The organism is Streptomyces sp. NPDC093225 (assembly GCF_044753805.1).
In the GTDB taxonomy this organism is placed as follows: Bacteria; Actinomycetota; Actinomycetes; order Streptomycetales; family Streptomycetaceae; genus Streptomyces.
Map to the genome: position 1 here is coordinate 1,422 of NZ_JBIVNX010000041.1, position 25,529 is coordinate 26,950.

Annotated in this window: 22 protein-coding genes; 8 read left to right on the forward strand and 14 right to left on the reverse strand. The window is 75.4% G+C overall.

What is annotated here, in order from left to right; all coding sequences use genetic code 11:
* The 6 genes from ACIQCH_RS29005 to ACIQCH_RS29030 all read right to left on the reverse strand — a co-directional run.
* A partial coding sequence (locus tag ACIQCH_RS29005) for a hypothetical protein (RefSeq protein WP_402585660.1) occupies window positions 1–588 on the reverse strand: 588 nt, incomplete at its 3' end.
* A 222-nt stretch (window positions 589–810) separates the two neighbouring features.
* Window positions 811–2,394, reverse strand: coding sequence for a phytoene desaturase family protein (locus ACIQCH_RS29010; protein WP_402585662.1), 1,584 nt, complete (start codon window positions 2,392–2,394; stop codon window positions 811–813).
* 203 nt (window positions 2,395–2,597) lie between these two features.
* Window positions 2,598–5,300: a tetratricopeptide repeat protein gene (locus ACIQCH_RS29015; RefSeq protein ID WP_402585664.1), complete on the reverse strand. Its 2,703-nt coding sequence runs from the start codon at window positions 5,298–5,300 to the stop codon at window positions 2,598–2,600.
* Window positions 5,282–6,304 carry an oxygenase MpaB family protein gene (locus ACIQCH_RS29020; protein ID WP_402585666.1) on the reverse strand — a complete coding sequence of 341 codons (1,023 nt, stop codon included), beginning with the start codon at window positions 6,302–6,304 and terminating at the stop codon, window positions 5,282–5,284. The genes ACIQCH_RS29015 and ACIQCH_RS29020 overlap by 19 nt, the downstream gene beginning before the upstream one ends.
* Before the next feature lie 22 nt (window positions 6,305–6,326).
* Window positions 6,327–6,812, reverse strand: coding sequence for a hypothetical protein (locus ACIQCH_RS29025; protein WP_402585668.1), 486 nt, complete (start codon window positions 6,810–6,812; stop codon window positions 6,327–6,329).
* Between the two features lie 330 nt (window positions 6,813–7,142).
* On the reverse strand, window positions 7,143–7,445 hold the full coding sequence (locus tag ACIQCH_RS29030) for a dsRBD fold-containing protein (RefSeq protein WP_402585669.1): 303 nt from the start codon (window positions 7,443–7,445) through the stop codon (window positions 7,143–7,145).
* Window positions 7,446–7,935: 490 nt separating this feature from the next.
* Here ACIQCH_RS29030 and ACIQCH_RS29035 point away from each other — a divergent pair, with 490 nt between their 5' ends.
* The 3 genes from ACIQCH_RS29035 to ACIQCH_RS29045 all read left to right on the forward strand — a co-directional run bounded on the left by ACIQCH_RS29035 (window position 7,936) and on the right by ACIQCH_RS29045 (window position 11,248).
* On the forward strand, window positions 7,936–8,607 hold the full coding sequence (locus ACIQCH_RS29035; RefSeq protein ID WP_402585671.1) for a pyridoxal 5'-phosphate synthase: 672 nt from the start codon (window positions 7,936–7,938) through the stop codon (window positions 8,605–8,607).
* A gap of 112 nt (window positions 8,608–8,719) precedes the next feature.
* A complete protein-coding gene (locus ACIQCH_RS29040; protein WP_402585672.1) occupies window positions 8,720–9,505 on the forward strand; it encodes a class I SAM-dependent methyltransferase in 786 nt (261 codons plus the stop codon).
* A gap of 411 nt (window positions 9,506–9,916) precedes the next feature.
* Window positions 9,917–11,248 carry a methyltransferase domain-containing protein gene (locus ACIQCH_RS29045; protein ID WP_402585674.1) on the forward strand — a complete coding sequence of 444 codons (1,332 nt, stop codon included), beginning with the start codon at window positions 9,917–9,919 and terminating at the stop codon, window positions 11,246–11,248.
* A gap of 343 nt (window positions 11,249–11,591) precedes the next feature.
* Here the strand turns inward: ACIQCH_RS29045 and ACIQCH_RS29050 are convergent, their stop codons facing one another.
* Both ACIQCH_RS29050 and ACIQCH_RS29055 read right to left on the reverse strand, forming a co-directional pair.
* Window positions 11,592–12,845 carry a molybdopterin molybdotransferase MoeA gene (locus ACIQCH_RS29050; protein WP_402585676.1) on the reverse strand — a complete coding sequence of 418 codons (1,254 nt, stop codon included), beginning with the start codon at window positions 12,843–12,845 and terminating at the stop codon, window positions 11,592–11,594.
* A 337-nt stretch (window positions 12,846–13,182) separates the two neighbouring features.
* Window positions 13,183–13,602: a molybdopterin-binding protein gene (locus ACIQCH_RS29055; protein ID WP_402585678.1), complete on the reverse strand. Its 420-nt coding sequence runs from the start codon at window positions 13,600–13,602 to the stop codon at window positions 13,183–13,185.
* A gap of 281 nt (window positions 13,603–13,883) precedes the next feature.
* On the opposite strand from ACIQCH_RS29055, the gene ACIQCH_RS29060 reads away from it, so the two are divergent.
* The 3 genes from ACIQCH_RS29060 (at window position 13,884) to ACIQCH_RS29070 (ending at window position 17,371) form a co-directional block, all read left to right on the forward strand.
* Complete coding sequence (locus ACIQCH_RS29060) at window positions 13,884–14,765, forward strand: alpha/beta fold hydrolase (RefSeq protein ID WP_402585680.1); 882 nt, start codon at window positions 13,884–13,886, stop codon at window positions 14,763–14,765.
* A gap of 88 nt (window positions 14,766–14,853) precedes the next feature.
* Window positions 14,854–15,507: a DUF4389 domain-containing protein gene (locus ACIQCH_RS29065; protein WP_402585682.1), complete on the forward strand. Its 654-nt coding sequence runs from the start codon at window positions 14,854–14,856 to the stop codon at window positions 15,505–15,507.
* A gap of 109 nt (window positions 15,508–15,616) precedes the next feature.
* Window positions 15,617–17,371 carry a GAF domain-containing protein gene (locus tag ACIQCH_RS29070; protein WP_402585684.1) on the forward strand — a complete coding sequence of 585 codons (1,755 nt, stop codon included), beginning with the start codon at window positions 15,617–15,619 and terminating at the stop codon, window positions 17,369–17,371.
* Window positions 17,372–17,443: 72 nt separating this feature from the next.
* Here the strand turns inward: ACIQCH_RS29070 and ACIQCH_RS29075 are convergent, their stop codons facing one another.
* A complete protein-coding gene (locus tag ACIQCH_RS29075) occupies window positions 17,444–17,941 on the reverse strand; it encodes a pyridoxamine 5'-phosphate oxidase family protein (protein WP_402585765.1) in 498 nt (165 codons plus the stop codon).
* A gap of 110 nt (window positions 17,942–18,051) precedes the next feature.
* The gene (locus tag ACIQCH_RS29080) at window positions 18,052–18,375 is read right to left on the reverse strand and encodes an STAS domain-containing protein (protein WP_402585686.1); all 324 of its coding nucleotides are present in this window, start codon (window positions 18,373–18,375) and stop codon (window positions 18,052–18,054) included.
* Between the two features lie 294 nt (window positions 18,376–18,669).
* Between ACIQCH_RS29080 and ACIQCH_RS29085 the strand changes: the two genes are divergently transcribed.
* Window positions 18,670–19,374, forward strand: a complete 705-nt coding sequence (locus ACIQCH_RS29085; RefSeq protein WP_402585688.1) for a response regulator — start codon at window positions 18,670–18,672, stop codon at window positions 19,372–19,374.
* 121 nt (window positions 19,375–19,495) lie between these two features.
* Here the strand turns inward: ACIQCH_RS29085 and ACIQCH_RS29090 are convergent, their stop codons facing one another.
* The 4 genes from ACIQCH_RS29090 to ACIQCH_RS29105 all read right to left on the reverse strand — a co-directional run bounded on the left by ACIQCH_RS29090 (window position 19,496) and on the right by ACIQCH_RS29105 (window position 22,767).
* Window positions 19,496–20,044 carry a DUF1062 domain-containing protein gene (locus ACIQCH_RS29090; protein WP_402585690.1) on the reverse strand — a complete coding sequence of 183 codons (549 nt, stop codon included), beginning with the start codon at window positions 20,042–20,044 and terminating at the stop codon, window positions 19,496–19,498.
* A 218-nt stretch (window positions 20,045–20,262) separates the two neighbouring features.
* Window positions 20,263–20,859, reverse strand: coding sequence for a hypothetical protein (locus tag ACIQCH_RS29095; RefSeq protein WP_402585692.1), 597 nt, complete (start codon window positions 20,857–20,859; stop codon window positions 20,263–20,265).
* Between the two features lie 130 nt (window positions 20,860–20,989).
* Complete coding sequence (locus ACIQCH_RS29100) at window positions 20,990–21,685, reverse strand: helix-turn-helix domain-containing protein (protein WP_402585694.1); 696 nt, start codon at window positions 21,683–21,685, stop codon at window positions 20,990–20,992.
* Window positions 21,682–22,767 carry a zinc-dependent alcohol dehydrogenase family protein gene (locus tag ACIQCH_RS29105; protein ID WP_402585696.1) on the reverse strand — a complete coding sequence of 362 codons (1,086 nt, stop codon included), beginning with the start codon at window positions 22,765–22,767 and terminating at the stop codon, window positions 21,682–21,684. The genes ACIQCH_RS29100 and ACIQCH_RS29105 overlap by 4 nt, the downstream gene beginning before the upstream one ends.
* Before the next feature lie 394 nt (window positions 22,768–23,161).
* On the opposite strand from ACIQCH_RS29105, the gene ACIQCH_RS29110 reads away from it, so the two are divergent.
* Complete coding sequence (locus ACIQCH_RS29110) at window positions 23,162–25,516, forward strand: phosphoketolase (RefSeq protein WP_402585698.1); 2,355 nt, start codon at window positions 23,162–23,164, stop codon at window positions 25,514–25,516.
* Window positions 25,517–25,529 lie beyond the last annotated feature (13 nt).

A 25,529-nucleotide genomic window follows, 5' to 3' on the forward strand; every position in this document is an offset into this window, starting at 1 on the left:
GCCACCACCCGGCGTGTTCGGAGTGTTAGGCGTGTTCGGAGTGTTCGGGGTGTTGCCGCCACCACCCGGCGTGTTCGGAGTGTTAGGCGTGTTCGGAGTGTTCGGGGTGTTGCCGCCACCACCCGGCGTGTTCGGAGTGTTAGGCGTGTTCGGGGTGTTCGGGGTCTTGATCTTGCCCTTGCCCTTGCCCTTGTTCGGGGTGTTGGGCGTGTTCGGGGTGTTGGGGGTGTTCGGGGTGTTGCCGCCACCGCCCGGGGTGTTCGGGGTGTTAGGCGTGTTCGGCGTGTTCGGGGTGTTGCCGCCACCACCCGGGGTGTTCGGGGTGTTAGGCGTGTTCGGCGTGTTCGGGGTGTTGCCGCCACCACCCGGGGTGTTCGGGGTATTGGGCGTGTTCGGCGTGTTCGGGGTGTTGCCGCCACCACCCGGGGTGTTCGGGGTATTGGGCGTGTTCGGGGTGTTCGGCGTATTGTCGGCCGTGGCGATTTGGGGAGCCGGGGCGGCCATCGCCGTGGCCGGCAGAGCAATACCGCCGCCGACCAGTGCAGCGGAAGCCGCAGCCAGCATGATCTTGCGAGACGTCTTCTTCATCGGTCTTCTCCATTCGGTGTTGCGGTCCGCTTTTCTGGGGAATTCCCCGGTGAGGACCTGCTTCAAATAAACCGGATGGAGAGCGACGGGTCATGTCCCACGAATACGTGGCTTGACCCCGTAAGTCGGAGTTGGTAAAAGCCGGTGGCGGGTCGCGTCGCGTCCCGCCCGCCCGACCCGGGTCTGCGTGGTCGCCCGGGCGGGACAGGGGTCGGGGGACGGCTACGCCTCGAGTGCCGCCATCGCCGCGTTGTGGCCCGGGATGCCGCTGACGCCGCCGCCGCGGACGGCTCCCGCGCCGCACAGGAACACGTTGGCGCGGCCCGTGCCCACGCCCCAGCGGCCCGCTCCCTCGGCGGCGTCCGCGTACGGGAACGCGAGGTCGCGGTGGAAGATGTGGCCGCCCGGCAGTCGCAGTTCGTGTTCCAGGTCGAGCGGCGTCTTGGCCTCGAGGCAGGGCCGGCCGTCCTCGTCGACGGCGAGGCAGTCGGCGAGCGGCTCGTCGAGGTGGGCGTCCAGCTGGGCGAGGGTGGCAGCCAGCAGGCGTTCGCGGGTTGCGTCGTTGTCCTTCTCGAACAGTCGGGCGGGGGTGTGCAGCCCGAACAGGGTCAGGGTCTGGTAGCCGGCGGCGACCAGGTCCGCCCCGAGGATCGTCGGGTCGGTGAGGCTGTGGCAGTAGATCTCCGACGGCGGGGCGACGGGCGGAACGCCGGCCGCGGCCTGGGCGTGGGCGGCGGCCAGCTGCTCGTACCCCTCGGCGATGTGGAACGTGCCCGCGAAGGCCTCGCGCGGGTCGACGGCTCGGTCGCGCAGCCGGGGCAGCCGGCGCAGCAGCATGTTGACCTTGAGCTGGGCGCCCTCGGCGGGGGGCACCGGGTCCTCGCCGAGCAGCCGGGCGAGGGCCTGCGGGGAGGCGTTCACGAGCACCTGGCGGGCTGCGACGCGGCCCTCGGCGTACGGGGTGCGGTAGTCGACGGCCGCCTCGGCGGCCCCGTCGGTCTCGATCCGGACCGCCTCGTGGCCGGTGACGATCTCGGCCCCGGCGGCCCGGGCGGCCGCCGCGAGCGCGGAGGTGAGGGCGCCCATGCCGCCGACGGGGACGTCCCAATCGCCGGTGCCACCGCCGATGACGTGGTAGAGGAAGCAGCGGTTCTGGGCGAGGGAGGGGTCGTGTGCGTCCGCGAAGGTGCCGATGAGGCCGTCGGTCAGGACCACGCCGCGCACCAGGTCGTCGGTGAAGTGCGCTTCGACGGCGCGGCCGAGCGGCTCTTCGAACAGCATCCGCCAGGCGGCCTCGTCGTCGATGCGGCGGCGCAGGTCGGCGCGGGTCGGGAGGGGTTCGGTGAGGGTGGGGAAGACGCGTTCGGCGACGCGGCCGGTGGTCTCGTAGAAGGCGCGCCACCGCTCGTACTCGCGGTCGGATCCGGTGAGCCGGGCGAAGGACTCCCGGGTCCGCTCCTCGCCGCCGCCGACGAGCAGGCCCGTGGGCGCGCCGGCGCGGACGGTGGGCGTGTACGAGGCGACGGTGCGCTTGCGGACGGCGAACTCGAGGCCCAGCTCGGTGACGATCTTCCGGGGCAGGAGGGAGACGAGGTACGAGTAGCGCGAGAGGCGGGCGTCGACACCGGCGAAGGGGCGGGTGGAGACGGCGGCCCCGCCGGTGTGGCCGAGGCGTTCGAGTACGAGCACGGAGCGGCCCGCCCGGGCCAGGTACGCGGCCGCGACCAGGCCGTTGTGGCCACCGCCGACGATCACGGCGTCGTACACGTCCTGCGCGGGCTTGGGGAGATCGGCGCGTGCGGTCATGGCCCTTGCCTAGCACGGCGGGATCGGTCACTGCCAGGGTGCGTGGGGGTGGTGCGGCCGGGCCGTGTGTGGCAGGGGTGAGGGTGGACAGGGGTGGGTGGGTGCGGTGGGTGGGTGCGGGTGAGTGGGTACGGCGCCGGGACCTCGTGGCGGGCGTCCGGTCGGGACCGGCCCCGGTGGCCGTCGGGGCGGCAGGGGTGGCGTCAGCCTGCGACCGGGGGCATCGGGCTGCCGAAGGGCAGGCTGTGGTGCCGGAGGGCCGCCAGGCGCCGGTGCAGTTCGGCGGCCTCGGCCGCCCGGCCCAGGCGTTCCAGGCAGTGTCCCTGGTCGCCCAGCGCGGCGAGGGTGTCCGGGTGGTCGGCGCCCAGCGTCTCCTCGCGGAGCCGGGCGACCTCCTCGTACACGGAGAGCGCCTCGGCCCACCGTCCGAGCCAGCCGAGTGCGACGGCGACCTCGCGACGGCTCACCAGCGTGTCGGGGTGCCGCGGTCCGAGGACGCTCGCGCGCAGCCCGCTGACGTGGTGCGCCTCGCCGAGGGCCGCCTCCCAGTGCCCCTGCCGGCCCAGGTTCACGCCCAGGCTGTGCCGGGCGCGCAGGGTCTCGGGGTCCGCGGCGCCGTACGCCCGGGTGCGGTCGGCGACCAGCTCGTGGTACAGCGTCAGCGCCTCCGCGCCGCGGCCGAGGCGGCCGAGGCTGATGCCGATCTCGTAGCGGGCCGCGAGGGTGTCCGGGTGGTCCCGGCCGAGGGTCCGCTCGCGGGCCGCGGCCACCTCGCGGTAGCCGGCCAGCGCCTCGTCCCAGCGGCCGAGCTGGCCGAGGGCGAAGGCCGCCTCGTAGCGGGTGAGCAGGGTGTCCGGGTGCAGCGGGCCGAGTACGAGGGCGCGGGCCGCGGCCACTTCCTCGACGGCCCGGTACGCCTCCTCGGGCCGGCCGAGCCGGGAGAGGTTGACGGCGAGGTTGTGGCGGCAGCGGAGGGTGTCGGGGTGGTCCCCGCCCATGGCGAACTCGCGCGCCGCCAGGACCTCGGCGTACAGCTCGTGCGCCTCCTGGTGGCGGCCGAGCTGGCCGAGGACGTACGCCGCCTCCTGGCGGGCGGCGAGGGTGTCCGGATGATCGGGGCCGAGCGTGCGGCGGCGGCCCTCGGCCACCTTGCCGTACTCAATGAGCGCGTCGCCGGCCCGGCCCGTGCGGCTGAGCGTGACCGCGACCTCGTAGCGGCTGGCCAGGGTCTCGGGGTGGTCCGGCCCCAGGGCTTCGGCGCGTGCGGCGGCCACGGAGCGGTGCACCTCGGCCGCCTCGGCCCAGCGGCCCAGCCGGCCCAGGCTCAGCCCGGTGCCGTGGCGGACCTCCAGGAGCCCGAGGTACTCGGGCGTGGGCGCGCCGCGCTGGCCGGGCACCCGGGGGTCGCCAAGGTCGGTGCCCGGCATCGGGGAGCCGGGGACCGGGGCGGGCGCGGGGATGGGCGCCGGGGCAGGCGCGGGGGTGGGCGCGGGGGTGGGCGCGGGCGCGGGGCCGGCGAGGGTCCAGGGGCCGGTGAGGGCGTGCGGGGGCGGGGCGCCGGCGGCGGGCGGGGCCGGGAGGCGTACCGCCCTGGGCCCGGTGACCATGGCGCGGGCCCACGGCGGCAGCGGCGGGCCCCAGGCCTCCGCCGGGGTGGCGGGCGCCGCGTGCCACCCGGTCTCGGCGGCGAACGCCTCGGGGGCGACTCCGTGTGCGGACGGGGTTCCGGCCCCGCCGGCGTACGGCAGGCCGGTGACCTCGCCGGTGTGCCGGGCGGCGACGGTCCCACCGGCGTACGGCAGGCCGTCGAGCCCCGCCGGGTACGCCAGACCCGCGGCCTCCGGCGGGTACGCCGAGCCGTCGGCCTCCGCCGGGTACGCCAGGCCCGCCGCCTCCGGCGGGTACGCCGCGCCGTCGAGCTCCGCGGGGTAGGCCAGGCCCAGGGCCTCCGCCGGGTACGCCAGGCCCGGGGCGTCCGCCGGGTGCGGCAGGCCCGTGGGCTCGGCCCCGTGTCGGGGGGCGGCCACCCGGACCGCCGCGGTGCCGCCGGTGCGGCCCGCCAGCAGCCGCTGGTGGAGCCGGCGGGCGTCGGCCGGGCGGTCCTCGGGGGCCTTGGCGAGCAGGTCGAGGACGACCTCCTCGAAGTAGGCGGGCAGCTCCTCGCGGTGCGCGCGCGGCGGCACCGGTGGGGTGTCCCGGTGGCCGACCAGCACCGACCACGAGTCGCCGAGGTCGAAGGGCGGGGCGCCGGTGGCGATCTCGTACAGCACGCAGCCGAGGGAGTAGAGGTCGCTGCGGTGGTCGACCTCGGCGTCGGCGATCTGCTCGGGCGACATGTAGTGGGGCGTGCCCATGGCCATGCCGCCGCCGGTCAGCTTGGCGGTGAAACCGATGTCGTGGGCCAGGCGCGCGATGCCGAAGTCGCAGATCTTCACGGTGCCGTCGCTGAGCCGCATGATGTTGGCCGGCTTGAGGTCGCGGTGCACGATGCCCTGCTCGTGCGTGTACGCCAGGGCGGCGGCGATCTGCTCGGCGATGTCGATCACCTCCGCCACGGGCAGCGGGCGGCCCTGCGAGGCCTCCATCAGCTGGCTGAGGTTGCGCCCGTCGAGGAGCTCCATGACGAGGTAGAGCTGGCCGCCGGAGGCGCTGTCGTCCCCGAAGTCGTGGACGACGGTGACACCCCGGTGCTGGAGGGAGGCGGCGACGCGGGCCTCGCGGCGGAAGCGTTCGCGGAGCACCTGGGTGAAGTGGGGGTCTTGTCCGGGCCCGAGCGGCTTGAGGCATTTGACCGCTACGTGGCGGCCGAGGGACTCGTCATGGGCGCGCCAGACTTCACCCATTCCGCCTCGCCCGATCAGGTCGAGCGGCCTATATCGGCCCTGGATCAGTGTGCTTTCAGCCAACTCCGCCATCTCGTGTTGCCGCCCCCGTTGTCGTGCTGTGCCCTCCCCGGCCCGTTCAGTATGGCCGCCACTGTACGCAGTGTGTACGGCGAGGGACGCGCGGCGGGCCCCAGGCGGGCCATTGCTTTCAAGATGTGACCCGGGGGCAGCTGCCAGCGAAGACGTGCGGGAATCAGGCGCAGCAGGAGGCCGGTGAGGCGCAGGCGCCGGGTCACGGCGCGGGGGGCGGGGGCGGGTCTGCCGTACAGGGCGTGGGCCCAGTCGGGCAGCGATCCGTACGCGACGGCCGCGAGCGGCCGCCACAGCAGGGCGCGGAGCGGGACGAGGAGGGGGTGGACGGGCGGGCGGCGCAGGAAGACGTCGACCTCGCGGGCGTCGGCTCCGGCGGCGAGGCCGGGGCGGACGGCGGTGAAGTAGGCGGCGAGCTCGGCGGCGGTGGCGGGGACGGTGGCCGGGTCGAGGCCGACGAGGCGGGCGTTCACGCGGTTCTCGTCGACGTAGCGGTCGGCCTGGGCGGCGGTGAGGCGGACGCCGGAGCGGCGCAGGACGTGCAGGAACGATTCGATCTGTGCGCAGTGGACCCACAGGAGCAGCTCGGGGTCGTCGATCCGGAACTCGGTTCCGGTGGCCGGGTCGGTGGCGCGCAGGTGCGTGTGGATGCGGCGGACGCGGGCGCCTGCGCGTTCGGCGGCCTCGGTGGTGCCGTAGGTGAGGGTGCCGACGAAGTCGGCGGTGCGCAGCAGGCGCCCCCAGGTGTCGGTGCGGAAGTCGGAGTTGGCGATGACGGCGCGGACGGCGCGGGGGTGGAGGGCCTGGAGGTAGAGCGCGCGGACGCCGGCCAGCCACATGATCGGATCGCCGTGGCACTGCCAGGTGACGGAACCCGGGCCGTAGAGGCCGGGGTCGGGGTCCGGGTCGCCGGGTGCCGCGGACGCCGGCGGGGGCGCCGGGTCCCGCTCCTGGCCCGGGTCCGCCGCCGGCCCTGCTCCCGCTCCTGTGCCCATCCCCGCGCTCCCCCTGTGCGAGTCACTTGCAGAGCATGACCGGGCTGGTCGTGGGTTCGAAGACGAGCGGCGGCTGCCCCGCCGTCTCGAACACCGCGACCCGGTCGGACTCCAGCTGTACGTACCCCGGGGTGTAGTCCTGGCCCCAGTCCACCCGCGGCCCGGCCACGTCGGACTCGATGTCGGTGCGCATCTGGATCAGCCGCCAGTACCGGCCCGAGAACTTCAGCGTACTGACCCCGCAGTGCGTGTACAGGTCGAAGCGGTACCAGGTTCCGACGGTGGCCGACGCGGGGCCGTCGGCGGGGTCGTCGCGGTTGACCGGGCCGGGCGCCGGCCGCCCGTCGTCGCCCCGGTCGTCGGAGACGGTGCCGGTGGCCGGGCGGACGGACGTACCCGCGGCGGAGCTGGCGTCGGCCGTCCCCGCGCACCCGGCCGCGGCCAGGGCGAAGCCGAGTAGAAGGGGGGCGAGGCGACGGAGGGGGCGCAGGGGGTGCGTGGGCTTCATGGGGTGCCTTCCGTACGCGGCGGTGGTGCGGTTGGGACGTACGGGGGGTGGGGTCGGTTCCGCGGCGCCCGCCCCGGGGCGTTGCGGCGTCCGCTGCCGCTGCCGGTGGCGGGGGCGGGGGCGGGGGCGGGGGCGGCCGGCTGGAATCCGGGGACGGGTTGCGGGTACGCCGCTACCGGGCCCGATTCGCCGGGTGTGGCGGGTGGGCGGCCCAAGTCCGTCCGGTCGGGCCGCCGTACACGGTCGTCGTCGCGCAACCGAGGGTGCCGTGACCGCAGTTCGGGCTGCACCGGCGCTCCGGCGGGGCGAGGGGCGGAGGAGGTGGCGGCGTCAGGAGGAGGTGAGGTCCGGCCAACCGGCGTAGGGGCGCAGGGATTCCGGCCCGGTGGCGGATCCGGACTCCGCCATGTCGCCGTAGGCGGCGCGCTTGAGCTGGTCGGCGAGGTTCTCCATGGCGCGGGCGGCGGCGAGCTCGTCGCCGATCACGGGTACGTCCGCGTCCTGGGGGCTGCGGCGGGCCGTGCCGTGCCCGGTGAGCGTGGCCGTGCCGGTGTCCAGCTCCACGCGGGCCTTCGTCATGCGGTCGTCCTCGACGAGGTCGAGGCGTACGCGCCATTCGGTGGTGTGCGACATGGTGGGCCTCCGCCGCTGCGTCCACGGGTCCCCGCCCCCGGTCCGAGCGTACGCCTCCCCACCCTGCCCGGCACGGGGGCGACGGCGGTGCGCCCGAGGCTCGACGACGTTGCGTCCGTGGCCGCGGACGGAAAGAGTCCACCCGCTTCTCGCGGATCCTGATTGTGCGGTGCGCGACCATGGGCCGCTTCTCCGCGTCCTCGAATTACCGGACTCTTTCCGTCCCTTTCATGACACCACGCCCTACGCGCGCCCGCCAGGGCCGGACGGCCCCCTCGGGTGCCCCGCGGCCCGTCGCGAGGGACGAGTCGGCGGTGCCGGCCGACCGACTCGGGGCAGGCGCGGACCCCACCGTGTGGCCAGCTCCACATCTTCCCCCAGTACATGCACGACGAGTTGGCGTATCAGACAAGCATTTGCGAGGTGATTGTCGAATATCGGCCGCAGATGCAGGATTGGTCGGGATGGAGTCCTTCGAAGGAGGCGGCAGATGGGCGACGGAGAACGCGGGCACGCCGTCCGCGAGTGGCTGCGGGGCATCGACGTGTTCGCCGGACCGCTCCCGGAGTTCGAGCCCGAGCGGGCACCGGCCGATCCGGTACGCCTGTTCCTGTCCTGGCTGTCCGACGCCGTGGCGGACGGCCTGCGCGACCCGCACGCGATGACCCTGTCCACGGTCGACGAGGACGGTGACCCGGACGCCCGCACGCTCGTCCTCAAGGGCGTCGACGCATCGGGCTGGCAGTTCGCCGGGCACGCCTTCAGCCCCAAGGGGCACCAGTTGGCCGTCCACCCGCGGGGCGCGCTCACCTTCTACTGGCCCGAGCACGGCCGGCAGGTGCGCCTGCGCGGGCCGGTGGCGCCCGGCACCGCCGGGGCGAGCGCCGCCGACTTCCTCGGCCGTTCGGCCACCGCCCGCGCCGAGTCCCTGCTGGCCCGCCAGAGCCAGTACCTGGCGGACGCCGCCGAACGCGACCAAGCCCTGGAGAAGTCCCTGACCCTGGTCGAGCGGGAGCCCTCCCTCGTCGACTCCGCCTGGACGCTCTACACCCTCGCCCCGACGGAGGTGGAGTTCTGGCAGGCGGCGAGGAGCCGCGTGCACACCCGGCTGCGCTACGAGCGGACCGGAGCCGACTGGCAGCGCTTCCAGCTCTGGCCCTAGTCCTCCCCTTCCCCCTTCCCCCTTCTCCCCCGGGCCCGACCCGACCGGCACGACCGACGGGCGGTCCGGGGCCCCTTCCCCCGTCCCTGCTCACGAGGCGAGGCAGTCCCCCATGACCACACCCACCCCGCGCACCCGGGTCGGGAGCGCCGGCGACGTCGACCACGGGGCCATCGGCTCCGGGTACTCCTCCTACCGCCGCCCGGACGAGCGGATCGCCCGGTTCGTCGCCGGGGCCCTGGGCGAGGCCCGGACGGTGCTCAACGTCGGCGCCGGCGCCGGATCGTACGAGCGCGCGGCGCGGGCGGTGACGGCGGTCGAGCCGTCGGCGCCGGTGCGGTCCCGGCGGCCGGCGCAGCTCGCCCGGGCCATCGACGCGGTGGCGGAGGACCTGCCCTTCGCCGACGGGGAGTTCGACGCGGCGATGACGTTGCTCGGCGTCCACCAGTGGTCCGACGTGCGCGCCGGCCTGCGCGAGATCCGCCGCGTGACCCGTGGACCAGTGGTCATCCTGACCTGCGACCCCGCCCTCGTACGGGACTTCTGGCTCTACCGGTACGCGCCCGAGGTCCTCGACACCGAGGCCCACCGCTACCCGACCGTCGAGGAACTTGCCGCCGGGCTCGGCGGGACGGGCAGCGTGCAGACCGTGCCCGTCCCGCTCGACTGCACCGACGGGTTCAACGAGGCGTACTACGGCCGGCCCGAGATGCTCCTCGATCCGGCGGTCCGCCAGGCCTGCTCGGCCTGGAGCTTCGTGGACGACGCCGTACGCGAGCGCTTCGACAAGAGCCTGCGCCACGACCTGGAGACCGGCGCCTGGGACGAGGAGTTCGGCCACCTGCGCCACCGCCCGACGTACGACGGGTCGCTGGTGATCGTGCGCGCGACCCTCTGAGCGCGGCGGACGGCGGAGGCGGCGCGGGCCTCCGGGGTGGACCTGCCGCCCCGCGCCGGCCGGGTGGAGGCCCCGGACTCGTCACGCGGACGCATGATCTGACCGGCACACGCCAGATGGACTTGGCGGTTCACCTTGCATATGCGCGGCACTATGGCGCATTCACCTCTTGGATGATTGACTGTATCCATCGGGCCACCGCGGCCCGATTCCGTGTCCGAATCCAGTCGTCCCGCCGGGGCTCCGATTGGTTCACTGACACGCGTGCCGGACCCGGGGCGGACGAGCGGCTCTCCCCGTCACGGGCCCACCGGCAGGAGGCCCTGCGCGCCGACCAGCGGTGTTCGGCGCGCGGGGCCCCGTGTTCGTGCCACCCGTGTGGCTGCTCGGCTCGGATCCAAGGAGTACGGAATGGCGGTCGTCGTCGTGCGGCAGGCGTCCGGACCGGCTCCGGCCGGCCTGGGCAGGGTGCTCGCGGCGGCGGACCTGACCACGCGCACCGTGCTGCTTCCCGACGACGGGGACGCGGCCGGCGGCGGGCCGGTCGGCGGAATCGCGGCAGCCGGCCTGGGTGGTGTCGAGGGCGTGATCGTCCTGGCCGGCCCCCGGCGCGCACCGCACCCCCGCGGTGCCGCCCACAGCCCGCCCGCCACCGTCCCTCCCGCCGACCCGGCCACCTCCTCGCTCGTCCGCGCGGCGCTGGCCGCCGGCGTCCCGCTGCTGGCCCTGGGCACGGGCACGCGCCTGCTGGCGGAAGCCGCGGGGGCCGGCCCGGACGGTTCCGGCGACACCCGTGCGGAGCCCGGGCCACGACGGGCGGTGGAACTGACCGAGGCCGCCGCCGTCGACCCGCTGTTCGCCGGAGCGGCCTGCCCGCCGCTCGGCCACGGGCCGGTCGAGGGCCCGTTGGCCCTGCCGGCCGGCGCCGTCGTGCTCGCCTCCTGCGCGGGGTACCCGGAGCAGGCCTTCCGGATCGGCGGGAGCGCTTGGGGCGTGCGCTTCCTGGGCCGGGCGCACGCGGACCAGCCGTACGCGGACGGCCCCGCCACCCCGGTCGCGGGCGCGGGCGGCGCCCCCGCGGACGAACCCGCCCCCGACCCGTGGGCCGAGGGGCTCCTGGCCCGCTTCGCGGCCCTCGTCGCCGCGCGTTCCGAACACACCGCCACCCGAGCCTTCTTCACCTCCCGGGCCGACGCGTGGGAGGAGCGGTTCGCCCACCAGACGCCGGCGTACGAGGCCGCGGTCGCCCGCCTGCGGCTGGCGCCCGGCGGTCGCGCGGTGGACCTCGGCTGCGGCACGGGCCGCGCGATGCCCGCGCTCCGCGCCCAGGTCGGCCCCGGTGGCCGGGTGCTCGGGATCGACGTCACCCCGGCGATGCTGACCGCCGCCGCCCGGCACGGCCGCACCCGCCACGGCCACCTCGTCGCGGCCGACTGCACCCGCCTCCCGCTCCCCTCGGCCGCGGTGCACGGCATCTTCTCGGCAGGCCTCGTCGACCACCTCCCCGACCCGCGGGCGGCCCTGCGCGAGTGGGCCCGCATCACGGCTCCGGGCGGCGTCCTGGTCCTGTTCCACCCCTCCGGACGCGCCGAACGCGCCGCCCGCCACGGCCGCGCCCTGGACCCCGGGGACCTCCTGGCCGAGGCAAACCTCCGCCCCGCCCTGGGGGCTTCGGGCTGGCACCTGGACGAGTACGAGGACGCCCCCGACCACTTCCTGGCCCGCGCCGTCCCCCTCACCTGACCACCCCGCCCCCGACCACCCCGCCCCGGCGCGCCCCGCGACCGGGGTCCGGATCCGCCGGGAGGTCCCGGACCGCGCCGGTCCGCCGGCGGCCGACGGCCGACGGCCGACCCTCACGCACACGCGGCGGCCAGCCGTCCGCGGACGGCGCCGGGCCACCCCGGTCCGGATGCCCGCCCGCAGCGCACGCCGAAGGCGTACCTCGGACCGGACAACGCGCTGCCGCTCCGCCGCGCGGCCGAGGGCGGCTGGCGGGCCCACTGGGTGCTGGAGGTCCACCTGGTCGACGAACGGCGCGGCTACGGCGGCTCGTACAAGCAGCTGCTGACCGCGGCCTGACGCCTCAGCCCCACGCCCCGGACACCCCGGACGCTCCGGGCCCTCCGCACGCCCCGGGCGTCGCCGGCATCAGCACCAGGGGAACCGCACCGCCGTCCGTCCAGTCGGGCGGGATCGCGGCCAGGGCGTCCGCCACCGCGGCGCCGTGCAGGAAGGCGGCACCGTGCCCGTCGGCGACCTCGGCCCCGGCACCGCCCCAGGTGACGGGCACCAGGCGGGTCCGGCCGGGGGCCGGGCGGACCCGGCCGCGGACGGGGACGCGGGGCAGGGGGGCGAGGGCGCGACCGCAGAGGCCGGCCAGCAGGGGGCCGAGCAGGGTGTGGGCGGCGACCAGGGCGGCGTACGGGTTCCCCGGCAGCCCCACCACCCAGCGGTCGGCGGCGAGGCGGGCGAGCAGCATCGGGTGGCCGGGACGGCAGGCGACGGTGTCGACCACCGGCCGGGCCCCGGCCTCGGCCAGGAGCAGGCGCAGCTGGTCCGTGGCGCCGACGGACGTGGAGCCCGTCACCACGACGACGTCGGCCGTACGCGCCGCCGCCCGAACGGCCGGGGCCAGCAGCCCGGCCGGCCGGTCGGGGACGTGTCGCGGCGCGTCGGCCGCACCGCCGAGGGCGGCGACCAGGGGCGGGAGCAGCGGGCCGAGGGCGTCGCGCACCCGGCCGGGGCCCGGTCGGCCGGCGTGCTCGAGCTCGTCCCCGGTGACCAGGACGGCGACCCGGGGGCGGGGCCGTACGGCCAGCACGTCGTGGCCGCAGGAGGCGGCGAGGCCGAGCAGGGCCGGACCGATCCGCGTCCCCTCGGGGGCGAGGCTGCTGCCGGCCGGGGCGTCTTCGCCCGTCCGGCGGACGTGGCGGCCGGGCTCGGGTGCCGGGCCGGACACGAGGTCGCCGTCGTCGTCGCCGGGCACCGTCGACTCCAGCGGCAGTACGGCGTGCGCGCCGGCCGGCACCGGAGCCCCCGTGGAGATCTCCAGGCACTCGCCGGGTCCGAGTACGCCGTCCCAGGAGGCGCCGGCCCGGACCACCCCGCGCACCCGCCACGGGCCGGGGCCCGCGGCGACGGCGTAGCCGTCCATCGCGGCGGTGTCGAAGGACGGCATCGGATGCAGGGCGCGCAGGTCCGCGGCCAGGGCCAGTCCGGCGGCGGCCCCCAGCGGCACCGTACGGACCGCCAGGGGACGGGCCGCGCCGTGCGCCGAGATCCGCGCCCGCTCCCAGGGCACGGACGGGGTCTCGGGCGTGGCCCGGGGGTCGGGCACGGCACGGGGCCCCTGCGCGCGGGGCTCGGCGGACGCGGGCCGGGCCCTGGGGACGGGCCGGGCCGTGGACACGGGCGGCGGCGTGGGGGCGAGCCGCGCCACCGCGGCGGACCGGGGCGCGGCGGCAGGCGGGGGCGCAGGGGCGGGCGGGGGCGCAGGGGCGGGCGGGGGCGCAGGGGCGGGCTGGGCCGGGGGCGGGGGCGTGACGGTCGCGGGAAGCATGGCCACGACTGTCGGCGCACGGCGTTTCCGGTCGCCGCCGGGCGCGTTGCGGGGCCGCTCCGAACCTCTCACGGGGCCCGGCCGGCGGGTGTGAGCCCCCGGCCCGCAGGAACGGTCAGGCGGCGGCCAGGGAGATCTCGGTCGACTTGATCAGCGCGACGACCGAGGAGCCGGGGAAGAGACCGAGGGCGTCGACGGCGTCCTTGGTGATCGCGGAGGTCAGTTCGCCGCCCTCGACGGAGATCTTGACGGAGGCCATCGCGCCGCCGGTCGAGACGCCGACGACGGCGCCCGCCAGCTGGTTGCGGATCGAGATGCCCTCGACGGGCCCGGTGGCGACGGCCACCTCGGTGGCCTTGACCAGCGCCTTCACGGCGGAGCCGGCGGCCAGGCCCAGGTCGTTGACCGCGTCGACGGTGATCGCGGCGGTGATGTCCTGCCCTCCGGCCAGGCGCACCTTCACCGACGCCATGGCCTCCCCGGTGGTGACGGACGTGACGGTGCCGGCGAGCTGGTTGCGGATGGACATGCCCATGAAGACCACACCTCACGAGGTCGGATTCGGAAGCGCAGGCACGACGGTGACCTGCGCCACCGGCGAAACTACCGGACCAAAAGGCCCATCTCGCTATATATGTGACGCTTCGTTATCGGTTGTCACCCCGCGGCACCGCCGTCGTGCAGCCCGTCCGGCTCCCTGCGGCAGCCCTGCACGGCGCTCGTGGTGGTACCCGGAACCCGCGGCGCGCCCCCGTCGTCGTAGTGCCGTCAGCAGAACCCGAGGGGCAGTGCGCGAGTCGAGGGGCGAGGGGTCCGATGGAGTCGATCTACCGCAGTACCGCCGGGCAGCAGGAGATCGGCCGCTGGTGCCTCGAGCGGCTCGACTCCTGGGCGGTGCCGCACGAGCGGACGACGCTCGCCGCCGGCGGTGCACGCACGCACGTCGTCACGGCCGGACCGGGGCCCGGCACCGGAACCAGCGCCAGCACCAGCACCAGCACCAGCACCAGCACCAGCACCAGCACCGTGGTCTTCGTCCCCGGCACCAACTTCAACGCGGCCGCCTCCCTGCCCCTGGCCACGGCACTGGTGCGGGCCGGCCACCGCGTCGTGGTGGCCGACGTACCGGGCCAACCGGGCCTGAGCTCCGGGGCCCGCGGGCTGTCCGGCGGGCGACTGGCCTGGTACGGGGCCTGGTTGGACGACGTCCTGGAGGCCACCGGGCCCGCCGTCGTGATGGGACACTCCTTCGGCGCCGCCATCACGCTCTCCTGCCGCTCCCCGCACGCGGAGCGACGCCTGCTGCTCTCCCCCGGCGGCTTCTGCGCCCTGCGGCTGACGCCCGGTCTGCTCGCCGCCTCGGCCGCCTGGTACCTGCGCCCCGTCCCGGCCCGCAGCGCCCGGCTGCTGCGGAGCATGACGGCGCCCGGTACCGAGCCCCGGGCCGAGCTGGTGCAGTGGCTGACCCTGGTCGCCCGCCACTCCCGTTCCAGCGGCGCCCCCGGCCGTGCCGCGTTCGACGACCGGGTCCGGGCCGTGCCGCACCGCGTGGTGTCGGGCGCGCATGACGTCTTCCTGCCGCCGCGACGGCTGGCCCCGGCCGTCCGCGCCGCGCTGGGTGCGGACCTGGAGGTCGTCCCGCACGCCGGCCACCTCCTGGTCGACGAGGCCCCCGACCACGTGGCGGCCCTCGTCTGACCAGCCGCGCGACCCGGAGCGGTCGCAGCCCGCGCGGCACGGGAGCAGGCTGGAACCTGAGGGGGACGGCGCCCGGAAGGACCGCGCAATGAGCACTCCGACCGCTTACCGCCCGGTACGGATGACGGGGAGCCTGGACGAGCCGCTGTCCCGGTGGTTGTGGCTCGTGAAGTGGATCCTGGTCCTCCCGCACGTGGTGGTGCTGGCCTTCCTGTGGATCGGGTTCTTCGCGGTGAGTGTGATCGCGTTCTTCGCGATCCTGTTCACCGAGCGCTACCCACGGGCGCTGTTCGACTTCAACGTCGGAGTGCTGCGCTGGAGTTGGCGCGTCTCGTACTACTCGTACGGCGCTCTGGCCACCGACCGGTACCCGCCGTTCAGCCTGGGCGAGGAGCCCGGCTACCCGACCGGCCTCCACATCGCCTACCCCGAGCGGCTCTCGCGTGGGCTGGTCCTGGTCAAGTGGTGGCTGCTCGTCATTCCGCAGTACCTCGTGGTCGCCTTCCTGGCCGGCGGCTGGCACGCGGGCTGGTGGGACACGGGCCTCATCGGCCTCCTGGTGCTGTTCGTCGCCGTGGCCCTGCTGTTCACCGGCCGCTACCACCGCGACCTGTTCGACCTGGTCATGGGCCTCAACCGGTGGGTGCTGCGGGTCGCCGCGTACGCGGCCCTGATGACCGACGAGTACCCGCCCTTCCGCCTCGACCTGGGCGGCACGGACCCCGGCGAGTACGTCGTCTGACCTCGCCGGCGCCCGAAGATCCGCACCTTCGTACGGAGGACCACCCTCCGCAAGGGTTCCGCTACCTATAGTCTTCGGGTCGGCGAAGGCGAGGGGAGTCGGTACGGCCATGGTGGGGGAACCGCTGTCGAAGATGCCGCGGATGCGGCTGGACGAGCTACTCGACGAGCTCCAGGCGCGGATCGACGCCGCGCGCGGCACCCGGGACCGCGTGCACAGCCTGCTGGAAGCCGTCGTGTCGGTGGGGCGGGAGCTGGAGCTGTCGCAGGTGCTGCGCCGCATCGTGGAGGCGGCGGCCCTGCTGGTGGACGCGGAGTACGGAGCCCTGGGCGTCATCGGCCCGGACGGCCGGACGTTGTCGCAGTTCCTCACCGTGGGCCTCACGGACGGCGAGATCGCCCGGATCGGGCCGCTGCCGGCCGGTCACGGCCTGCTCGGCGAGGTCATCAGGCACCCGGAGCCGCTGCGGCTGGGCGACCTCGGCAGGCACGTGTCCTCGCACGGGTTCCCCTCGCACCACCCCCCGATGCGCACCTTCCTCGGCGTACCGATCCGGGTCCGCGAGGAGGTGTTCGGGAACCTCTACCTGACCGACAAGCGGGGCGGGCTCGACTTCGACACCGAGGACGAGTCCGTCATCGCGACGCTCTCCGTCGCCGCCGGCGTCGCCATCGACAACGCCCGCCTGTACGAGGGCTCCCAGCGCCAGCAGCGCTGGCTGCGGGCGAACGCCGAGATCACCCGGAGCCTGCTGTCGGGCAGTTCGCGGGCCGAGGTGCTGCGGCTGATCGCGGAGCGGGCCCGGGACATCACCGGCTCGGCGGCGGCCGAGATCGCCACGGCCCTGCCCGGGGCGGACGGGCTGCTCGTCGAGGTGGCCACCGGATCGGGGGCCACTCCCCGGGAAGGCCTGTTACTCCCGGTCGAGGGCACCATGCCGGGGGCCGCGCACACGGCCGGCGCGCCGGTCGCCACCTCGAAGTCGAAGTCGGACGAACGGTTCCCGGCCGACAGCCGTCCGACGGGCGGCCTGGGGCCCGCGGTGGCGGTGCCGCTGGGCACCGAGGACGGGGGCGGCCGGGGCGTGCTGTTCCTGGCCCGCGACACCGGGGAGCCGGTGTTCTCCGAGGGCGAGCTGGAGCCGCTGCTGGCCTTCGCGGGGCAGGCCGCGCTCGCCCTGGAGCTGGCGGACCGGCGCCGGGACGCCGAGCAGATCGCACTGCTGGAGGAACGCGACCGGATCGCCCGCGACCTGCACGACCTGGCGATCCAGCGGCTGTTCGCCACCGGGATGACCCTGCAGAGCGCCACCCGCCTGGTGCAGCACGAGGACGCGGCGCAGCGGGTGGCGCGGGCCGTGGACGACCTCGACGAGACCATCAAGATCATCCGATCGACCATCTTCGGGCTCCGGACCAAGGACCGCGACGCCGGTACGGGCCTGCGGGCGCGCGCGGCCCACGCGGTCGGGGAGGCCGCGACGGTCCTGGGGCACCCGCCGCGGCTCAGCATGGAGGGCCTGCTCGACACCGACGTGCCGGCCGCGGTCGCCGACCACGTCGTGGCGGCGCTGAACGAGCTGCTGAGCAACGCGGCCCGGCACGCCCGGGCGACCCGGGTGGCGGTGGCGCTGGAGGCCGCGGACGGCGAGGTGGTCCTCACCGTGTCGGACAACGGGGTGGGGATTCCGGAGCAGGGCCGGCGCTCGGGCCTGGCCAACCTCGAGGAGCGCGCCGGCCGGGTCGGCGGCACCTTCCGCGTCCAGTCCCCGGCCGGCGGCGGCAGCCGGCTCGTGTGGCGGGCGCCGATCCGGGCCGGCCGGGAGCCGGCCGTCACCACGTCCCAACCCGCACCCGCCCCCTGACGGCCCGGCCGGCCCGTACGGCCGCCGGCACGGCGGCCGGGGCGTGGCGGCCGGGGGCGTGACGCCCCCGCCTCAGCCGGCGTCGGCCGGATCGCGCTCCAGGACGTATCCGGTGACCAGGTCGGGTTGGATCCGCACGACGTGCGGCATGTCGAGTCCCACCCAGGGGAGCAGCCGCGCCCCGAGCCGTGCCGCCTCGGCCCGGTCCCCCACCGAGCGGGCGTACCCCGTGACCACCACGCTCCAGCCGAGGTGGGTCACCGGGTCGATCTCGTCGGCCTCGTACGCGACCACCACGCCGGCGGAGTCCGCGGGCGCGGCCAGGGCGGCGAGCGCCCCGCCGTCGTGGACCCGCACGAGGACGTCCTCGCCGTCCAGCACGTGGTTGACGGGGCGCACGGCGGGCAGTGCGTGCCGGGTGAAGACCACCCGGCCCAGGGAGACGGAGCCGAGGAGGCGCAGGGCCTCGGTACGGTCCAGCGGCCGCATGCGGCGCGGACCGGCCGCGGCCGGGATCGGCGCGGCAGTGGTCGCGCAGTGACCCGTTCGACGTTCGTTGCCGTATTCCATGATGCGCATCCCGGTCCGGAGTCTTTCGCTTCGTGTCGCTCTCCGATCAGCAGCGTCACCCGGAACACCCTGCGCGCACCAGGGCCGAACGGTCCTCGTTTCCCCGTCCGTCACGCCCACCGGCAGCACAGGTCCCGGTCGGCCCCCAGCACCCGCATCGACTTGGCCAGCAGCGGCGGCACGCCGTCGAGCAGCAGGCGCGCGCCGGCCCGCGCGCACCGGCGGTCGAGCCGGAGGAACAGGGCGATGCCGGAGCTGTCGCAGAAGGCGACGCCCGAAAGGTCCAGCACCAGGTCCCCGCCGTGGTCGGCGAGCCGGGCCAGTCGCGGCTCCACGGCGGCCACGGTGTGGACGTCCAACTCCCCCACCACCGCCACCCCCGGCCCCCAGTCGCCCCGCGAGACGGTCCTGAGCGCGATCATCGTTCTGCCCATGCGTCCTCACTCCGTCGTACATCACCGTCACCGGCCGGTCACCGCGCCGGAGCCCCGGCCGGGGCACGGCCACCTCATCAGCTCCGCCGGGCGCGCCGAAAGGTCCGCTGGCCCCGCACGAAGGGCCGAAGGTCCCGAGAAGACGCCGAAAGTCCCCCGTCGGTGCCGAACGTCCGCGTGACGGCGGGTCAAGGAGGGCCGATCGGCCCTGTCCTGAGGTCCCGCCGGCGCGGCAGGATGCCAGGGCGCCCCCACGCCCGCGCTCGCGCCGCGGCCACGACCAAGGAGTCCGAGATGTCCGACAGCGGTGAGCCCCTCCCGGCGGAGGAGCCCGTCAGCGTCTTCCTCCTCGACGACCACGAGGTCGTCCGCCGGGGCGTGCACGACCTGCTGGACGCCGAACCCGACATCCGCGTCGTGGGCGAGGCCGCCACCGCGGAGCAGGCCCTCGTACGGGTGCCGGCGCTGCGCCCGCGCGTGGCGGTGCTCGACGTACGGCTGCCGGACGGCGACGGGGTCTCCGTCTGCCGCGAGCTGCGCTCGCGCATGCCGGACCTGGCCTGCCTCATGCTCACCTCGTTCGACGACGAGGACGCCCTGTTGGACGCCATCATGGCCGGCGCCTCCGGCTACGTCCTCAAGCAGATCAACGGCACCGACCTGGTGACCGCCGTACGCACGGTCGCCTCGGGGCGGTCCATGCTCGATCCGGGGGCCACCGCCCGGGTCATGGCGCGGATGCGGGGCGAGGTCCCCGAGGAGGAGCGCGTGCCGGGCCTGCCGGGCTTCACGGACCGGGAGAAGGAGATCCTGGTGCTGGTGAGCGAGGGGCTGACGAACCGTGAGATCGGCAAGCGGCTCTTCCTCGCCGAGAAGACCGTCAAGAACATCGTCTCGCGCCTCTTCACGAAGCTCGGCGTCGAACGGCGGGTCCAGGCGGCGGTGATCGCCAGCCACGCCCTGGTACCGCCCAGCCGCCGGCCGGGCCGCCCCGTCTGACCGCGGGGCGTGACCGGAGCGCCTGACCACGGGCCCGACCGCGCGCCCGACCGTGAGGGCCCCTCCGCGGGGGCCCGACCGGCCGATCGCACCGGCCGGGCCCCCGCGGTCCCGAAAGGGCTCAGCGCTTGAGCGTGAAGGTGAAGTCGCCGGAGAGCTTGCCGCTCAGCCGGACGGCGGACACGATCTTCCCGTCCGCCACCAGCCTCTCGACCTCCGCCCGCGACAGGCCGCAGCCCTCGGCGACGAGTCGCACCGGCCGGACCGGGATCCGCGCCGCGAAGCGGACCGAGACGTCGATCACCTCGCGGTCGAGGTGGTCCGATCCTCCGGTGTCGAGGCGCCAGGCACCGTCCCAGTCGAGGGCGATGCGGTTGCGGCGCTGCACGACCGGGTCCTGGAGCAACTCGGCGGTCAGGCCCGGGTCGTTGTCGTGCAGCCGGTCCAGCATCTCGGGCCGCACGGAGCGCACGTGCGTCCGCTCCAGGACCGTGAGCTTCGCGGTGTCCCCGCAGGAGGTGCAGAGCACGAGGAGCCAGACGTCGAGGAGCTTGTGGTTCGCGTTGACGCGGAATTTGCCGCTCGCCCGGAAGCGGTCGGCCGCGCACGCGGGGCAACGGCGACGTACGAGGGGCAGGCAGGTGGGAGCGACCACCCAGTCGTTGAGCACAGGTGTACACCGATTTCAGTGAGAAGTCCGCAGCAGGAAGCAGCACGGCGCACAGGTGCGACGCGCGACAGATCAGCTCTCGGGGGGTCTCACTTGGTGTACAACGGCGCGTCCTTGCCTCGACGACTCGGTCCGACAGCACGGTAAGCGCGCACGGCGGCGCCGCTCCACCGGTTTTTCGCGGCGTCCGGGCGCCGGACGCCCCGGGGGCGTGCCCTTCAGTCGTCGCCGGCGCCCGGTCCGGGGCGGAGCCGGCCGGTCCACAGCGGCTCGACCACCTCCCACTCGCGGTCCCAGTCGCGCAGGCTGCCCGCCTCGACCCGCCGCAGGCGCAGGTGGACCACCGCCCCGGCGCCCAGGACGGTCGCGGCGCAGACGCAGGCGCCGAGGCCGGCCGCGTTGAGGCCGATGTCGGTGGCCGACGCGGGGCCGGCGGCCGCACGTCCGCCGTCGTCGACCCACAGGGGCACCCGGTCGTGGGCGTGCGTGCGGAACGGCACGGTGATGGTGCCGGCGTGCTCCGCACCGGCCGCCGGGTACCTCCAGACCGCCCGCGCCGTCAGGCCGAAGCCGCCCGACCGGCCGGCCGTGACGACGGTCGGCTCCGCGACCACGGTGGCGGTGACGCGGTGCCGGTGGCGGGCCTGCTCCTGCGCGGTGCGGGTGTCGGCGTCCCGCACGGCCAGGGCGGCCAGGACGCCGGCGATCACCGCGAGGGCGCAGGCCAGTACGAAGACGGCGTGCCAGCGGGTGCGGGCGCGGTCGGCCGCCCGGTGCAGCGGTCCGGCCCCGGTGGGGGTCCTCCGGTGGAACATGACGCGCCTCCGTGCTGCGCCCGCCGGCGCTCGGGCGGCGGCGAGCTCCTGACCGATCGGGTGGGCCCGGCGGTGGGTCCGCCCGGCCCGACCGGCACGACGTCCCCAGGGGACACGGGGCCGGGCCGGATCACGGGTGCGCGATCCGGCGGCCGGTGAGGCGTACGGGGGTGAGCCGCATCCAGTGGGCCCGCTCACCGCCCGCCCACGGGACGGAACGGGCCGCGGCGTTCAGGCGCCGGAGCTCGTCGGCGTCGGTGACGCCCCTGAGTTCGCCCACGGCCAGCACGCTCCACCCCGTCGCGGCCACTTCGTCGATCCGGTCGACCTCGAAGGCCACTTCGGTTCCCGCGGCCCTGGCCGGCACGGCGTCGCCGGACGTACGGAAGGCGATGTCGGCCCCCGCGACGACGTAGTTGACCGGAAGGATCGCGGGACCCTCGGCGGTGAAGACGGCCACCCGGCCCACCCCGTGGGTGCCGAGCAGGCTGCGGCTCTCGGCCTCGTCGAGGGGCAGCAGCTCGGCCTCGCGCACCGCGGTCGCGGTGCCCGGGGTCCGGTCCCTGTTCGCGCCGGTCAGGTCGTCGACCGTGGTGCCGAGGGCGTTGGCGAGTCGGATGAGCGTACCGGCCGCGGGCGCGGCGGCGTGGTCCTCGAGGTAGGCGATGTAGTGGGCGTCGGCGCCGCACCGCTCGCCCAGCGCCTCGCGGCTCAGGCCGAGTTCGGTCCGGCGGGCGGCGACGCGGCGGCCCAGGTCGGTGCGGCCGCGCTGCCCCGCGTCCGCGTCGCGGGGCCGGCGTGGCTCGGTGCCGTGCAGGGTGTTCATCGCACACGCTCTTCCTGGGGCGGTACGGCGACCGCGTCGTGCCACGGTCCGCCGAGGACGACCTTCAGCGCGCCGGTGTCGGCGGCGCGGGAGAAGACGTCGTACGCCTCTTCCATCCGGTCCAGCTCGAAGGCGTGGGTGACCAGGGCGGCGGCGGGCAGCCGGCCGGCGGCCAGCATGCGCAGCAGCATGGGGGTGGAGGAGGTGTCGACGAGGCCGGTGGTGATGGTGACGTCCTTGATCCACAGGTCCTCGAGGTGCAGGACGGCCGGCTTGCCGTGGACGCCGATGTTGGCGACCCGGCCGCCGGGGCGGACCATGCGGGTGCACATCTCGAACGCCTCGGGCACGCCCACGGCCTCGATCACGACGTCCGCGCCGAGGCCCTCCGTGAGGTCCTCCACCAGCTGCTCGGGACCCTCCCGGGCGCCGGCGGTGGCGTCGGCGCCGAGGTCGCGGGCGGCCGCCAGGCGGGACTCGGCGAGGTCGACGACGACGATGCGGAAGGGGCTGTAGAGCTTGGCGGTGGTGATGGCGGCCAGGCCGATGGGCCCGGCACCGACCACGACGACGGTGTCGCCGGGGCGCACGCCGCCGTTGAGGACCCCGACCTCGTACGAGGTGGGGAAGATGTCGGCCAGCAGGACCGCCTCCCGGCTGTCCACGGCGTGGGGCAGCGGGTGCACCGACAGGTCGGCGAACGGCACGCGGACGTACTCGGCCTGGGTGCCGTCGATGGTGTGGCCCAGGACCCAGCCGCCGCCCCCGCGGCACTGGCCGTAGCGGCCCTCGCGGCAGAACCGGCAGCGGCCGCAGGCGGAGATGCACGAGATCAGGACCCGGTCGCCGGGGCGTACGGTGCGCACGTCGCCGCCGATCTCCACGACCGTGCCGACGGCCTCGTGGCCCAGCACACGGCCGGGCGTCACCTCGGGGACGTCTCCCTTGACGATGTGCAGGTCGGTGCCGCAGATGGTGACGGCCTCGACCCGTACGACCGCGTCGGCGGCGTCCTTGATGGCCGGGTCCGGGACGTCCTGCCAAGAGGTTCGCCCCGGCTCGTGGAAGACGAGCGCCTTCATGGCGTGCCCCTTCCCGTGTGTGCTGTACAGGGTGGTCACCGTCAAGGCTGGTGCGCGGGGCGGCCGGGGCGCATGGGCCGGTCGGTCCCCACCGGGGGCCGGTCGGGCTCCTCCCGCCCGGGTCGCCGGGTGGCACCGTCGAGAACGACCGTGGCCCCCTCCTCGTCGGTTGCGGGCACTTCCAGGGTGTCGCGGACCCGCGGCGCCGCAACCGGGAGGGGCCCGGCGTCGACGCCTGCGCCGGCACGGCCCTGGCGGGCGGCGGGGCGACTGTCCCGGGGCCGACGGTCCCTCTCCCCGGGCCGGTCCGCCCCTGCCCGCCCGCGGGGAACCGGAGGACAGTCCTCGGCACCGGCACCCGTCACGGGTGCCCGTCACCGTGAAGGAGCGTCGGATGGCGACGTATCCGGTCCCCGAACTGGACGCCCACTGGCGGGCGGCCAACTACCTGGCCGCCGGCCAGATCTACCTGCTGGACAACCCTCTGCTCCGCGAACCGCTCCGGCCCGCCCACGTCAAGCCCCGGCCGCTCGGCCACTGGGGCACCTCGCCGGGGCTCAACCTGGTGCACACCCACCTGGACCGGGTGATCAAGGAGCGGTCCCTGGACGCCCTGTGCGTATGGGGACCGGGGCACGGCGCCCCCGCCGTCCTGGCCAACGCGTGGCTGGACGGCACCTACACGCAGACCTACCCCGACGTCACCCGCGACGCGGACGGGATGCGCAGGCTCTTCCGGCAGTTCTCCTTCCCGGGCGGCGTGCCCAGCCACGTGGCGCCGGAGACCCCCGGATCGATCCACGAGGGCGGGGAACTGGGCTACTCGCTGTCCCACGCCTTCGGGGCCGCCCTCGACAACCCGGGGCTGCTCGTCGCCTGCGTCATCGGCGACGGTGAGGCGGAGACCGGGCCGCTGGCGGCGTCCTGGCACTCGAACACCTTCCTGGACCCGGTCCACGACGGAGCCGTGCTGCCCGTCCTGCACCTGAACGGGTACAAGATCGCCAATCCGACGGTGCTCTCGAGGATCCCCGGCCCCCGGCTGGACGCCCTGCTGCGCGGCTACGGCTACGCCCCGCTGTTCGTGTCGGGCGACGACCCGTACGTCGTGCACCGGGACCTGGCGGAGGCGATGGACACCGCCCTCGACCTCGTCGGACGCATCCAGCGCACGGCGCGGACGGGCGCGACGCGCCGGTGCCTGCCCGCCTGGCCGGTGATCGTGCTGCGGACCCCGAAGGGCTGGACCGGGCCGCGGGAGGTGGCCGGTCGGCCGGTGGAGGGCACCTGGCGGGCCCACCAGGTCCCGCTGCCGGACGTGCGCGAGAACCCCGACCGGCTGGCGGCGCTGGAGGCCTGGCTGCGCTCGTACCGCCCGGAGGAGCTGTTCGACGCCGAGGGCCGTCCGCTGCCCCGGGTACTGGCCTGCGTCCCGGCGGGCGGGCACCGACTCGGCGCGAACCCGCACGCCAACGGCGGCCGCCTGCTGCGCCCGCTGCCGCTGCCGCCCGTCGACGCGTACGCCGTGCCGGCCGCGAAGCCCGGCACGGGGGCGCACGAACCCACCCGGGTGCTCGGGCGGTACCTCGCCCGGGTCATGGCCGACACCGCCGAGCGGCGGGACTTCCGGATCGTCGGTCCCGACGAGACCGCCTCGAACCGGCTGGACGACCTGTACGACGCGACCGGCAAGGCCTGGCAGGCGGCCACCGCGCCCACCGACGAGCACCTGGCGCGGGACGGCCGGGTGATGGAGATCCTTTCCGAGCACACCTGCCAGGGCTGGCTGGAGGGGTACCTCCTCACCGGTCGGCACGGCCTGTTCTCCACGTACGAGGCCTTCGCCCACATCGTCGACTCGATGGTCGGCCAGCACGTGAAGTGGCTGCGCACCGCCCGCACGCTGCCCTGGCGCGCGCCGATCGCCTCCCTCAACTACCTGTTGACGTCGCACGTCTGGCGCCAGGACCACAACGGCTTCTCCCACCAGGATCCCGGGTTCGTCGACCACGTGCTCAACAAGAGCCCGGAGGTCGTCCGGGTCTACCTCCCGCCGGACGCCAACACCCTGCTCGCGGTCGCCGGCCACGTGCTGCGCAGCCGGGACCGGGTCAACGTGGTCGTGGCCGGCAAGCAGCCCTGCTTCGACTGGCTGTCGATCGAGGAGGCCCGCGCGCACTGCGCCCGTGGTGCGGGGGTCTGGTCGTGGGCCGGCACGGAGCGGCCGGGGCGCGAGCCGGACGTGGTGCTCGCCTGTGCGGGGGACGTACCCACGCTGGAGGTCGTGGCGGCCGCGGCCCTGCTGCGCGAGCACCTGCCGACGCTGTCCGTCCGCGTCGTGAACGTGGTCGACCTCGCCCGGCTGCTGCCCGGGGAGGAGCATCCGCACGGGATGGCGGACGACCGGTACGAGGAGCTCTTCACCCGTGACCGTCCGGTGGTCTTCGCCTACCACGGCTACCCGTGGCTCATCCACCGCCTGGCCTACCGGCGCCCGAACCACGCCCGGCTCCACGTCCGCGGCTACAAGGAGTCGGGCTCGACCACCACGCCGTTCGACATGGTCGTCCGCAACGACCTCGACCGGTACCGGCTGGTGATGGACGTGCTGGACCGGGTGCCCGGGCTCGGCGAGGACGCGGCCGAGCTCCGCCGCCGGATGGTGGTGCAGCGCCGGCGCCACGGGGACTGGATCCGCGAGCACGGCACGGACCTCCCCGAGGTGGCCGACTGGTCCTGGCCATTCTGAGACGCCCCGGGGC